The organism is Collinsella sp. AF38-3AC, from assembly GCF_003474365.1.
Taxonomy (GTDB): domain Bacteria; phylum Actinomycetota; class Coriobacteriia; order Coriobacteriales; family Coriobacteriaceae; genus Collinsella.
Window position 1 is genome coordinate 97,115 of sequence record NZ_QROM01000005.1, and the last position, 13,734, is coordinate 110,848.

Annotated in this window: 9 protein-coding genes; 3 read left to right on the forward strand and 6 right to left on the reverse strand. The window is 62.0% G+C overall.

What is annotated here, in order from left to right; translation table 11 throughout:
- Positions 1–58: 58 nt before the first annotated feature.
- The 6 genes from DW029_RS04895 to metK form a co-directional block, all read right to left on the reverse strand.
- Complete coding sequence (locus DW029_RS04895; protein ID WP_118345437.1) at positions 59–1,273, reverse strand: ABC transporter permease; 1,215 nt, start codon at positions 1,271–1,273, stop codon at positions 59–61.
- Positions 1,270–2,043 carry an ABC transporter ATP-binding protein gene (locus tag DW029_RS04900; protein ID WP_118345438.1) on the reverse strand — a complete coding sequence of 258 codons (774 nt, stop codon included), beginning with the start codon at positions 2,041–2,043 and terminating at the stop codon, positions 1,270–1,272. The genes DW029_RS04895 and DW029_RS04900 overlap by 4 nt, the downstream gene beginning before the upstream one ends.
- Positions 2,043–3,458: an efflux RND transporter periplasmic adaptor subunit gene (locus DW029_RS04905; protein WP_158572614.1), complete on the reverse strand. Its 1,416-nt coding sequence runs from the start codon at positions 3,456–3,458 to the stop codon at positions 2,043–2,045. The genes DW029_RS04900 and DW029_RS04905 overlap by 1 nt, the downstream gene beginning before the upstream one ends.
- 132 nt (positions 3,459–3,590) lie before the next feature.
- Entirely contained in the window at positions 3,591–5,306 is a 1,716-nt protein-coding gene (locus DW029_RS04910) for a L,D-transpeptidase (protein WP_158572615.1), read from the reverse strand.
- Between the two features lie 149 nt (positions 5,307–5,455).
- A complete protein-coding gene (sdaAA, locus tag DW029_RS04915) occupies positions 5,456–7,063 on the reverse strand; it encodes an L-serine ammonia-lyase, iron-sulfur-dependent, subunit alpha (RefSeq protein ID WP_118345441.1) in 1,608 nt (535 codons plus the stop codon).
- 344 nt (positions 7,064–7,407) lie between these two features.
- A complete protein-coding gene (gene metK / locus DW029_RS04920) occupies positions 7,408–8,688 on the reverse strand; it encodes a methionine adenosyltransferase (protein ID WP_118345442.1) in 1,281 nt (426 codons plus the stop codon).
- Between the two features lie 332 nt (positions 8,689–9,020).
- On the opposite strand from metK, the gene gltX reads away from it, so the two are divergent.
- The 3 genes from gltX (at position 9,021) to def (ending at position 13,715) form a co-directional block, all read left to right on the forward strand.
- On the forward strand, positions 9,021–10,496 hold the full coding sequence (gene gltX, locus DW029_RS04925; protein ID WP_118345443.1) for a glutamate--tRNA ligase: 1,476 nt from the start codon (positions 9,021–9,023) through the stop codon (positions 10,494–10,496).
- A gap of 210 nt (positions 10,497–10,706) precedes the next feature.
- The gene (gene priA / locus DW029_RS04930; protein ID WP_118345444.1) at positions 10,707–13,160 is read left to right on the forward strand and encodes a primosomal protein N'; all 2,454 of its coding nucleotides are present in this window, start codon (positions 10,707–10,709) and stop codon (positions 13,158–13,160) included.
- An 18-nt stretch (positions 13,161–13,178) separates the two neighbouring features.
- A complete protein-coding gene (def, locus tag DW029_RS04935) occupies positions 13,179–13,715 on the forward strand; it encodes a peptide deformylase (protein ID WP_117742857.1) in 537 nt (178 codons plus the stop codon).
- Positions 13,716–13,734: the final 19 nt, after the last annotated feature.

Here is a 13,734-nt window from a genome sequence, read left to right on the forward strand (position 1 = left end):
TTTTTGCTGCTAGATAGCATATTCAGTCCCTAATTCACCGCAACTTGTTGGTGGTGGCTTACTGGTAGCGTAGGCACTCCACCGGGTCGAGCTTTGCCGCGCGGCGAGCGGGGTAGAAGCCAAAGATTACGCCGATGCCGACGGAGACGGCGAAGGCCAGCAGCACCGTGGCAATTGAAAAACTCGGTGTGATTTGCCCGCTGGCACCGAGCTCGCCAAGAATCCCGGATCCGGAGGCAAACATCGCGAGGCCCCAGGCCAGCAGATAGCCTATCAGGACACCCAGCAGGCCACCGGTGACGCACAGCGTCGAGGACTCGGCCAAAAACTGCGCGGTGATATCGCGACGACTGGCGCCCAGAGCGCGACGGATGCCGATCTCGCGGATGCGCTCAGTCACGTTGGTGAGCATCATGTTCATAATGCCGATACCGCCGACAAGCAGCGAGATACTGGCGACAGCACCCATGATGAGCGAAAATGCGCCCATAAAGGAGTTGAGTGCATCGATGGCGCCTTTCATGGAGGTCGCCGATACACTGTCGTACTCATCATCCTCCGCGATGCCCTTCATCGCGCGCACCTTGGACTCGATGGTCTTGCAGAGCTCATCCATGTCCGTGCCCTCGGCGGCAAGTGCCGTCACGCTGGGGAATGAAGGATTCTCGTTGCCAAATAGGCCGGAGATGGTTTCACGTGGCATATACAAAGTGAGCGAGCCCATGGAGTCGCTGCCGCCATCAATCACGCCTACAATCTGCACCTCGCCGTTGGACACCTTGATGGTTTTTCCCAGCGCATCTCGTTCGTTGCCGTAAAGCTGATTGGCGCCGCCGCGGCTGATGAGCGCCACGCGCGAGCCTGCCTTTGACTCGACATCGGTGTAGGTGCGCCCCGCAACGAGCTTACTGGCACCCACGGCGTCAAGCATGTCGCTATCGACACCCTGTGCCATGACGGTATAGCTTTTATCGCCGGCCTTGTACTCGGTGTACGCGCTGTTGACAATGCCGATCTGTTCTATCTGCGGCACCAGTTTTTGAAGCTTCTGGACGTCAGAATCAGAGAGTTCTTGGGACGAATAGATCTGAACCATGCGAGCTGCGTTGAGGCCCAGGCTGTTTACCAAGCTGTTTTGGATGCCGCCGATGAGCGAAGTCATGGCAATGACCGAGGCGATGCCGATGACAATGCCCAGGATGGTGAGCAGGCTGCGCCCCTTGTTGGCCTCGAGCGAGTGAAGGGCTTCCTGGATGAGATCGCGGGCGCTCATGCCATCACTCCTTTCGACGGGTTGGCGGAGGCGGAAATCATGGGCAGGCTATCTACGGCGCTGCGCAGGGTCCGCGGTGCATGCGGAATATACGCGCCGTCGTGAATGCGACCGTCGCGGATGGTCACGGCACGGTCGGCCTCGGCGGCGATACCGGGATCATGTGTGATGAGCACGATGGTCTTGCCGCGTTCCTGGAGCTTGTGGAAGGTTTCCATGACAAGCGCCCCGGTTGTCGAGTCCAGGTTTCCCGTCGGCTCGTCGGCCAAAATGATGGGTGGATCGTTGACAAGGGCGCGCGCGATGGCGACGCGCTGCATCTGTCCGCCCGAGAGCTCCGATATGCGATGATCCCAATGGTCGACCGGAAGCGTGACGGCTTGCAGCGCGTGCACGGCGCGCATCTCGCGTTGGCTACGCGGCACATTGGTGTAGGACAGCGGCAGCATGACGTTTTCGATCACCGTCAGGCGCGGCAGCAGATTAAAGCTTTGAAAGACAAAGCCGATGCTCAGCGCGCGCACCTCGGTGAGCTCATCATCGTCGAGCTCGGCGACGTTGAGCCCTTGCAGGAAGTAATCGCCCGCCGTCGGTTTGTCCAGGCAGCCCAGGATGTTCATGAGCGTCGACTTGCCCGAGCCCGAGGGGCCGGTGATGGCGACGAACTCACCGGGATCTACTGCCAGGCTTACGTTATGCAGGATGTGGGCGCAACCGGCCTCGCTCTCAAAGATGCGGTGCACGTTGCGGATGTCGATGACGGGACGCATTACTTGCCCTCGTCGGCAGGCATGTTGTCGCCGCCGTCGGCCGTCATGCCCGCGCCGGTATCCATCACAATGGTGTCGCCGTCGCGCAACTTGGTAACCGGCACGTTAGGGTTGATCTCGTTGCCCTGGTCGTCGCGCTTGACCTGCGTTTTGCCGACCACGGCGTCGTTATCGTTTTGCGTCACGACGGTCACCTTTACGCGTCGGGTCTGTTTACCTTCGCCGTCGGTTGCCACGTTGACGTAATAGTGCTCGCCATCCTCGGTCATGAGGGCCATGGTCGGCACCATCACCACATCGTCGAGCTGTTCGGTCACCACCGAGACCTCGGCGGTCATACCCGGCTTGAGGCGCGCGTCGGGTGCTTCGATCAAAATGTCGACGTTAAAGGTCACGCTGCCGCCGCCGTTGGCGTCGGAGTTTGCCACCGAGGCGATGGCTGTGACCGTTCCCTGGCTCACGATATCGGGAAACGCGGGATAGGTCACGTTGGCGCTCTGGCCCACGGCGATCTTGGCGATATCCTTTTCGCCCACCTGAACGGTGACCTTCATCTTGGATAGGTCGGCGATTTGCATGCACTGTTTGCCGCCGCTCGTGTCGCCTTCGCCCATGATCATGCCACCCGTCACCGTGGCGCCCACCTTGGCGTTGAGCTCCACGATGTTGCCCGAGCTCGGGGCCGTGATCGTACGGCTGGCGGCCTTGGCGTTCGCCTGATCGAGGTTTGCCTGGGCCGATGCGAGGCTGCGCTGCGCGGCCGATACGGCGTTCGTGTCCGCTGATGCGGCGGAGATGCCAGCCGCTGCGGAAGCTTCGTCGACATCCGTCGTTGGGGCGGCCTGCGCGGCAGCTGCGGCTTTCTTCGCGTTGGCGAGGTCTTCCTGTGCCGCTGTCACCGCGCGCTGCGCCTCGGCGACGTTGCGATCGAGCTCGTCGTTTTTAATGGTCATGAGCACGTCGCCCTCGTTGACGGACTGGCCTGCCTGCACGTTTATCGAATCGACCGTGCCGTCGACAGAAGGGGAGACCACTGAGGACGAAATGGGTTTGAGCTGGCCTTTCGCTTCGACCGTTGTGCTAAACGTGCCCTCGGTCACCATGTCGGTCGCAGGCCCGCTATCGCCCTGTGGCTGCGCATTGATAACCAGGGTTGCGACAATGGCAATGAGCGCGATGACACCCACGATGCCGGCGGCAATGCCGCGTCGAATCAGTTTTTTGCGTCGACGTTCGGCACGTTTTGCCTTGAGCTTGGCATATGCCTCTTCATCGGAAATCTCGGCCGTGTCGTTCGTGCGTCCGCTCTCCTTGTCGGCATGTACGTCTGTGATCAGAGGAAGCGTTTCGGTGATACCTTCGGGCGTGTGCTCGGTATTATCCGGGCCCGGGGTGATCGTGGGGACATTCGGCATAGCGTCTCCTTTATAGAAAGAACCTCGATAAGTATATGCGCCCACCGGTTGGGGCGGGCGCATAGGACGGTTTCTTTCGGAACTGTTAGAATGGTCGCAGCGGTTCCACGCTGTATGAATGCGCGCGTTGCACTACGAGTGGACAACCACGCACAGGCCGACTTTGATGCAGTCGTGAAGTGCCTTGGCGTCGGCCAGGCGCAGGTTGATGCAACCGTGGCTGCCGCACCACTTGTACGACTCGGCGTTATCGAAGCTCTTGTCGTTTTGCCAGGTGGCATCGTGGAAGCCGATCATGTTGCCCTCAAACGGCATCCAGTAGCTCACCGGGCTCTCGTATTTGGGCTTGCCCGTCTCGGGGTCCTTGGCGCCAATCAGCGTGCTCGCGCCGTCGTTGCTGTTGATCTGCCAGACGCCTTCGGGAGTGGCGTCCTCACCCGGCTTTCCTGAGATAAAGTTGGCCTCCCACATGATATTGCCGCTCTCGTCGTAGTAGCGCGCGTGCTGCTCGGACAGATCGACATCGACGTATGCCTTCCAGTCGGGCTCTCCCTTTGCGGTAAAGGTGTCGGCCTTCTGGGAGTACTTGATCTCGATTTCGCCGGTCTGCTTGTTGTTAATGGCGTCCTCGACCTGCTTGGCGAGCGAGCCGCTGTCGATGGACCAACCAAAGTCGCCGCCTTCAACTGCGCATTGCTTGCCATCGGCGCGCGTCCACCAGCGAGTGGAGCCCACGGTGTTAAAGCCGTTGGCGAGCTCGGTTGCCCAGCTGCTGATCTGTGAAGTATCGAGTGTGGGGTTGGCCGGATCGGCAAAGCTGATCCACTGCAACACGGAGCTGCCATCAACCTTGCCGGCATCCTCGCCGTTGAGCTTGAGGGTCACGTTGACGCCCAGGAAGTTGTTGGCGGCATCGCATGCGGCCTGAATCTGATCATCGGTCAGCGTTCCATTGAGCGGCTCATAGGCATCGTTGCCGAGCTTGGAAAGGTCTACGGTCTCGGACAGCGAGGCAAGCTCGAGCTCGGCATACTTAATGACATGCTCGCGGTCGAGTTTTTCGTTGGAGCGCGCCTTCTCGACGGTAAACTTGCCGGCCTGCTCGTCATAGGAGCTATTGGCCTCGAACGTGCCCGAACGCCCCTCGTTAAACTCGTCGATGGCGGCGCCCAGATCCTCCTTAAACTTCTTTTGGTCAAAAGTGTCGGAGAGCATGGACAGGTCGACGTCTTGATCAAGATCGACTTCGTTGGAGGTAGCGGTTGTTTTGGTCCTTCCGCTTAAGGATTCCACAAGGCGGACCGGCCATACAAAGGCTTCGTTGTGGCTGATAATCTCTTTTGCGGCTGCTTCGCCGTCGACGATGGGCTCATCGGACTCGGGCTGATAGGTCCAGCTAAAGTCATCGCCTGTCACGGTGAGCTTATAGTGCTTCCATGCCGAGTTGACCTTGGTGGCGGCAGACGAAGCGTTTGAGAACGAGACGTCGACGCCGGCGATGGTGGTATTGGGGTAGGCTACCTGCGAAAACGCTACGACGCCTACGATATAGACAATGACGATAAGACCCAGGACGACAAAGAGCGTCGTCTTTTTGCCCGACTTATTGTTCTCGGCGGGTTTGCGCGCGGGGCCGCGATCGCCTCGACCGTGCGCGGGGGGCTGCTTGGGCGCATTGCCGTTTGCCTGGCGCTGCTGACGTTGATGGTTCGGGCGTTGGGAAGCGTTTGCCGCACCACGCTGCTGACCGTGACTCGGCGCGATAGGACGCGGCGACTGAACGCCACCGGTGTGCCTGCTCGGCTGCTGCGGATCGGGAATCAGTTGAGTTCGATCGTTTTGCGACATCGTATGCATATCCTTCGAATTTCGCCTTGCGGCTCATCGTGTTTTTACTGGGCTTGCATTATAGCGATTACCTAGTTGTTTGTGGTACGGAAACGGTGGCATTCAAAAGAGGTGGGACAGTTGTCCCACTATCGAGTCGTTCTTGGTCACTACCCGCACACACCGCATTTTGCACAGGCCGAAAGCGCGGCCGGAGCCTGCGCGATGCCGCCCTTTGCCGTCTCGCGCAGCGTGGCCGGCAACGCGTGGCCCACCGAGAGCATGACATGTGCCATCTGGTCAAACGGCACCAGGCTCTTAATGCCGGCGAGGGCGAGTTGTGCCGAGCTAAAGGCCGCTGCCACGCCGATGGCATTGCGGTTTTGGCAGGGCACCTCGACCAGGCCTCCGACGGGGTCACAAACGAGGCCCAGCAGGTTACTCAGCGCGATGGAGCTGGCGTCGAGCGCTTGCTCGGGCGTGCCGCCGAGTATCTGCACCAGCGCGGCGGCAGCCATGGCGGCGGCGCTTCCCACCTCGGCCTGGCATCCGCCCTCGGCGCCGGCGACACAGGCGCTCGTGGTGAGGTTGAGGCCGATGGCAGCTGCGCAGTAGAGCGCGTCCATCACCTGCTCGTCGTCGAGCTGAAGGTGATCGGCGAGCGCCAGCACGCAGCCGGGCACGACGCCTGCGGAGCCTGCCGTGGGGGCAGCGACGATCACACCCATGGTGGCGGAGCGCTCAAGGACGGCCATGGCGCGGGCCACGGCATCGGTCTGGACGGGGCCCATTAAGTTGGAGCCAAGGTCGTTGCGGCCGGTGGCATCGACAAGCTTGGCCTCGCCGCCGATAAGCCCGCCGAGCGAGCGCTGCGGATTGACGATGGGGGCCGTGGTCTCCTCGCGCATGACGTCGAGCACGCGGCGCATGGCGGCGACGGCGTGGGCCTCGCCGGTCAGACGCGCCTCGCGCAGGGCCATGACGGCGCCGATGCTGAGTCCCAGTTCCTCGCACGCATCGAGCAGCTGCTCGCCGTCGTCGAAGATTTCCTTTGCTGAGACGCCGGGGGAGAGCGACGAGGCAGAACCTGGGAGCTCGATAAAGGTCGCGTAATCGACATTGTCGAGCTTGCGCAGCATAGGGACAACGGTGTCGTCGGGCGCGCCGTCGGTCTCAAAGACGGAGTAGGCCTGGCCGCCCACCTCGGTGCGGTAGGTGCGGCAGAAGGCGATGTTCACGTGGGCGTAGGCGAGCAGGTTCGTGAGCGCGGCGAGCACGCCGGGAACATCCTGGTGCGCCACGAAGAGCGTGGAGTACATACCCGAGATGTCAACGCCGACGCCGTTAATGCGGCTGATGCGCATCTTGCCACCGCCCAGGCTCTCGCCGCGGACCTGTGCCGTAGCGCCCGTGTCGTCGACCATGTCGATGTCGACGGTGTTGGGGTGGATGGAGGCGTCATCGCCCTTGATGTCAAAGTTATATTCGAGGCCCTGCTCGCGTGCGAGGTCGAAGGCCTGCTTGATGTTCTCGTCATCGGTGTCGAGGCCTAGGATGCCAGCGACGAGTGCACGATCGGTGCCGTGGCCGCGGTAGGTATGGGCGAAGGAGTTCCACAGGCAAAAGGTGACTTTGGTGATGCGGCCTTCCAGCAGGCTGGCGGCAACTTGTGCGCAGCGCAGTGCGCCGGCGGTGTGCGATGAGCTGGGGCCGACCATGACGGGGCCCAAGATCTCGAATGCGGAGGTCGTAGCTAGTGTTTGCGGCTTGCCTGCCATGGGTGCTCCTTTGTTTTGTCCCATCGTCCCGAGGGCGGGGCATACACTGTCCCGCCGTTCCGAGGGCTTTAGTATTTGGTCGCCTGCTCGGACAGTCCTGCTCGCACGGAGGCCACATTAATTGGCCTCCGGCTCGTGCGGAACTCGCGATCGACCAAATACTAAAGCCCTCGGAACTTAGGATACATGGTTGGAGTCGCTCTGCCGCAATATTTATCGGCATGTGACCTATTCCATGTCCCAGGTCGGCTTATCTTCACCACCGTTTAAATAAAAAAGAAGTACCGGTTGGAGTCGGTACTTCTTTTGGTGCGTTGTTATTTGCTGTAGCTTTTCGGGTTAGCTTACAGGCCGCAGGCTGCTTTGAGTTCTTCGACACGGTCGGTCTTCTCCCAGGTGAAGTCGGCGTCTTCTCGGCCGAAGTGACCGTAGGCTGCCGTCTTTTCGTAGATGGGGCGACGCAGGTCTAGGTCGCGGATGATTGCGCCCGGGCGCAGGTCGAAGATCTTCCCTACGGCCTCGACGATCTTGTCCTCGGCAACATGCGCGGTACCGAAGGTGTCGACCATGATTGAGAGGGGCTTGGAAACGCCGATGGCGTAGGCAAGCTCGACTTCGCAGCGGTCGGCTAGACCGGCGGCGACCACGTTCTTGGCGACCCAGCGCGCGGCATACGCGGCGGAGCGGTCAACCTTGGTGCAGTCCTTGCCGCTAAAGGCACCGCCGCCGTGACGACCGTAGCCGCCGTAGGTGTCGACGATGATCTTGCGGCCGGTGAGCCCCGTGTCGCCCATGGGGCCGCCCACGACAAAGCGACCGGTGGGGTTTACGTAGATGTCCGCGTTGTCCCACGGCATGTTCTCGGCAGCCATGACCGGGGTGATGACGTGCTCGATGAGGTCGGCCTTGATCTTGCCCATGTCCTCGATCTCGGCGGCGTGCTGCGTGGAGATGACGATGGTCGTGACCTCCACGGGCTTGCCGTCCTCATAGCGCACGGTGACCTGGGTCTTGCCGTCGGGACGCAGGTAGGGCAGGGTGCCGTCGTGACGCACGGCGGCCAGGCGCTCGGCCAGGCGGCTTGCCAGGTAGTGTGGCATGGGCATGAGGGTCTTGGTCTCGTTGGAGGCATAACCGAACATCATGCCCTGGTCGCCGGCGCCGATCAGGTCGATCGGGTCGGTGGTAGCGCCGGTCTGGGTCTCGAAGGACTCGTCGACGCCCTGGGCGATATCGGGCGACTGCTCGTGGATGAGGCTCATAACGCCGCAGGTGTCGCAGTCAAAACCGAACTTGGCACGGTTGTAGCCAATGCGGCGGATAACGCCGCGGGCGATTTCCTGTACGTCGACGTAGGCCTGGGTGCGAATCTCGCCGGCGACGATGACGGTGCCGGTGGTCACGAGGGTCTCGCAGGCGCAGCGGACGTTCTCCACGTTGGCAGGCACGCCGTTGGGGGCGATGTAGCCCTGTTCCTGGAGCTCTATTTCTTTGGCGAGGATTGCGTCGAGGACGGCGTCGCTGATCTGGTCAGCGATCTTATCGGGATGACCTTCGGTCACCGACTCCGACGTAAAAACAAAGGACCCGTGTTGGGGTGGGATGGAACGAAGTTCTTCTGACATGATAGTCCCTTCAAAAACGTGTCCCGGCGACCGTTACCATTCCGCCGAGCTCTCTATGCAAGGGCACATCATAGCGCGTAAATCAAACATTCACACCCTTTCCGCACCTAGTCATACATCGCTTTGGGGGTAGCTAATTTGGGACGGGGCTTTTTTAGCTACCCAATCCGGAGTCTTCGGAGCCAGAGGCCTACCTCGACATAGGGTAGCTAAAAAAGCCCCGTCCCAAATTAGCTACCCAATGACTGGGTCGATGCCCTTTGTGCGGAGGTGGGCATTGTTGCTTTATACTGGTGCGGTTCGACATCCATCCTGCAATCGAGGAGATTTCCATGGCATCAGACGTTCGCGTCCGCTTTGCACCCTCACCGACGGGCAAGCTGCACATCGGCGGCGCCCGCACCGCTATTTATAACTGGGCTTTTGCCCGTGCAAACGGCGGCACGTTCATCCTGCGCATCGACGACACCGACCCCACCCGCTCCACCGACGAGAACACGCAGGTCATCCTGCGCGCCATGCGTTGGCTGGGCCTGGACTGGGACGAGGGTCCCGAGGTGGGCGGCGACTTTGGCCCCTACGCCCAGACCGAGCGCCTGGACCTGTACAAGCAGGCCGCCCAGAAGCTCTGGGACGAGGGCAAGGCCTATCCCTGCTTCTGCACCAAGGAGCAGCTCGACGCCGATCGCAAGGCCGCCCAGGAGCGCAAGGATCCCTTCCAGGGCTATCAGCGCCGCTGCCGCGATCTTGATCCCGAGGAGGCACGCCGCCGCATCGAGGCCGGCGAGTCCTACGTCCTGCGCATCAAGGTGCCCGAGGACCGCGGCGACGTCCGTATCCACGACGCCGTCCACGGCGAGGTGACCTTCGACGCCAAGGAGCTCGACGACTTCGTCATCTTCCGCTCCGATGGCACGCCCACGTACAACTTCGCGACCGTCGTCGACGACGCCATGATGAAGATCACCCACGTCATCCGCGGCGACGATCACTTGTCCAACACCCCGCGCCAGGTCATGGTCTACGAGGCCCTCGGCGCGCCCGTGCCCACGTTCGCCCACATCTCCATGATCCTGGGCGCCGACGGCAAGAAGCTCTCCAAGCGCCACGGCGCCACCTCGGTGGAGGAGTACCGCGACGCCGGCTACCTGTCCGATGCCTTCGTCAACTACCTGGCGCTGCTCGGCTGGTCGCTCGACGGCGAGACCACGATCATCCCGCGCGATGTCCTGGCCAGTAAGTTCTCGCTCGATCGCATCTCCAAGAACCCGGCGACCTTCGACCCCAAGAAGCTCGACTGGGTCAATGCCGAGTACATCAACGGCATGTCCGATGCTCAGTTTGCCGACGAGATTATGGTCCCCGAGCTGCACGAGGCGGGTCTCATCAAGGGTAATGTCGAGTACGGTGAGGATTGGATCGACGCGCTCGCTGCCATCGTCAAGCCGCGTACCAAGATGCCGGCCGACACCGTGACCGTCGCCGCTCCCATCTTCGCTACGGCCGAGACGCTCGAGTATGACGAGAAGTCCGTCAACAAGGGCCTGGCCAAGGAGGGCATGGGTGCCATTCTGGATGCCGCCAAGGCCGCGCTCGAGGGCCTGACCGACTGGACCGCCGAGGCTATCGACGCCGCGCTTGAGCCGCTGCCCGAGCAGATGGACCTCAAGAAGCGCGTGGTGTTCCAGACCGTGCGCGTCGCCGTTTGCGGCAACATGGTGAGCCCTCCGCTGGGCGAGACCATGGCGCTCGTCGGCCGCGACGACTGCCTGGCGCGCATCGACCGCGCCCGCACGATGGCACTGTAATCGCTGCGCACACGTATGTATCCGAGCCCCGTTCACCCGAGCGGGGCTCTTGTTTCTGTACCGATGAGCGTGTTGCTGGGACAAAATAATCAGTAGTGTTTGTCCCATGTTCGAGCGACGCAACACGCTCGACACTCGTATCGGCCATGGGACAAACACTACTGATTATTTTGTCCCAGCCCTTTCAGGTCCGTTCGTTAGAGGTGGTGTATGGCTCAACAACTGTCGCTGTTTGGTTCGCCGGAACCGGAGGAGGTTCCAGCGGCGCCCGTGCCTGCCGCTGCACCGGCCAAGCCCGAGCATACACCTGACCTCATCGCCGCCTACGCGAGCGTGGTCCTCGACATCCCGACGCGTGCGCTGTCCGAGCCATTCGCCTACGGCATCCCGCAAACCCTTGCTAACGAGGCACAGATCGGGTCCACGGTCCTGGTCCACTTTGGTAACCGTGCCGCCGCGGGCTATATCGTCGACATTGCGCCTGAGCTGGGCGACCTGCAGGGCAACAACGCCTTCGACCCCGCGCACATTAAAGCCATCGAGGCCATCCTCAGCAAACCGCTCTTTACCGCCGAGGCTGCCCGTATCGCACGCTGGATGAGCCGCGAGTACGTCGCAACGCTTTCCGAGTGTCTGCGTCTGTTTTTGCCTCCGGGCGGCAGCCCGCGTGTGGTCAAGGGCGACGACGGCGTGTGGACTGTCGAGCGCCCCGCCGTCAAACCCATCCAAAATCGCTGGGTCATGCTCACGCCCGAGGGATTCGACTATACGCCGACCAAGACCGCGGTCCGCCAGCGTCAGCTTATCGAGGCGCTCCAGTGCGGGCCGGTCACGACCCGAGACCTCAACCTTCTCTATAACAGCATGTCGGCGACCATCAAGGCGCTCGAAAAGCGCGGCGTCGTGGTGGTGGAGGAGCGCCGTGCGTGGCGTGGCTGCAGCGAGCAGACCACGCTGTCCTCGGCAAGCGGCAAGGCGCCAGTCTCCCTTACCAACGGACAGCAACAGGCACTCGCGCAGATTGAGCGCGCCCGTCTGGACGCTCATGGCGACGTGGTGCTGGTCGACGGCGTCACCGGCTCTGGCAAAACCGAGGTTTATCTTTCGGCGATTGAGCGCGTGCTGGCGGCCGGCCGTTCGGCCTGCGTGCTGGTGCCCGAGATCTCACTGACGGCCCAGACCGTCGGCCGCTTCCGCTCGCGCTTTGGCGAGACGGTCGCCGTGTTCCATTCGCGCCTTTCGGCCGGTGAGCGCCTGGACCAGTGGGATATGGTCGCCAGCGGTGCCGCGCGCGTGGTCGTCGGTGCACGTTCGGCGCTCTTTTGCCCGTTTAACGACCTGGGCCTCATCATCATCGACGAGGAGCACGAGACCAGTTACAAGCAAGGCTCCAGCCCGCGTTACCACGCGCGCGAGGTGGCGGCCGAGATGGCGCGGCGCTATCGTTGCCCACTCGTGCTGGGCTCGGCCACGCCTTCTGCCGAGGCCCTCGACCGCTGCCGCCGCGGCACGTATAACGCTGCCACCTGGACGCGCGTCGAGATGCCCGAGCGCCCGGGACAAGCCGTGCTGCCTACGGTCCGTATTGCCGACCTGCGCCGCGAGTTTTCGCACGGCAGCCGCTCCATGTTCTCAAAGCCGCTCATGGAGGGCTTGGAGCGTGTGGTCAAGCGTCGCGAAAAGGCCGTGTTGCTGCACAACCGCCGCGGTTTTGCGCCGTTTTTGATGTGCCGTGAGTGCGGCTGCGTCCCCACCTGCAATCACTGCTCCACCGCACTCACGTATCACGAGCGCACGCACACGCTGCAATGCCACACCTGCGGATCGTCCTGGCGCGTGCAGCCGTATCCGGCGCCCACGAGCCGTTGCCCCAAATGCGGTAGCCGCTACCTGGCAAAAATGGGCCTGGGCACGCAGCAGATCGAGGACGCACTGCACCAGATGCTTCCCGAGGACGTCGCCATCATTCGCATGGACGCCGACTCCACGCGTGGCAAGGACGCGCACAAAAAGCTGCTCGAGCAGTTCGATGCCGCCGATTGCGCGGTGCTGCTGGGCACCCAGATGATTGCCAAGGGGCTCGACTTTCCCGAGGTCACGCTCGTGGGCGTGGTCAATGCCGACTTTGCGCTCAAGCTGCCCGATTTTCGCGCGGGGGAGCGTGCCTACGATTTGCTGGAGCAGGTGGCGGGGCGCGCCGGCCGCGGCGATCGCCCCGGCGAGGTCATCATCCAGACCTATCTGCCCGAGGACCCGGTCATTCGCGCCGTTGCCGAGCATGACCGTTCGATCTTTACCGACCACGACCTGGACCAGCGCCGCGACGCGCTGTATCCGCCGTTTGTTCGACTAGTCAACATTTTGGTGTGGTCGGCGAATGCAGATGATGCACGGGATTATATTGGGCGCATCGCGAAGCTCCTCAAGCGTCGCTGGCATGCCGCCGCGCCCGATTTTTTGCGGGCGGGGAGTGCCGTGCCGCAGGTGCTGGGCCCGGCTTCGTGTGTAATCGAAAGAGCCAAGGACCGTTATCGCTTCCACCTGCTTGTGAAATCGCCCGTGGGGTACCATGTCTCTGACGATATCGACGCCTGCCTCAAAAAGGTGGGCTCTGTGCGCGGCGTGAGCGTGAGCGTTGACGTCGATGCCTATGATTTGATGTAACAACCCGAAAGGATGGCCATGGAAGCCAACGGAATCGTACTGTCGCCCGACCCTCGTCTGCGCCAGGAGTGCGCCGTCATCGAGGAGATCACCCCGGCGATCGAGGCGCTTGCCGAGAAGATGAAGAAAATGATGTTCGAGAACGCCGGCTGCGGCCTGGCTGCCCCGCAGATCGGCGAGCTTATTCAGCTCGTCACCATCGACTGCGACTACACCGACAAGAACGACTACGACCCGTACGTGCTTATCAATCCCGTCATTGTTGAGCAGAGTGACCATCTGGTGCCCTTTAGTGAGGGTTGCCTGTCCATTCCGGGCATTAACTGCGAGATCGAGCGTCCCGACCATGTCGTCGTCGAGGCGTACGATCTGGACGCCAACCTGATTCGCTACGAGGCTTCGGGCGATTTGTTCTGCGTGTGCCTACAGCACGAGATCGATCACCTGCACGGCAACACCATGTTCGAGCGTCTTAAGCCCATGCAGAGACTCAAGGCTGTCAAGGAGTACCAGGACGCCCTGGCCCGCGGCGCTCGACCGGGCGAGACTGAGTAGGTTTGTCCGCCCCCGGGGC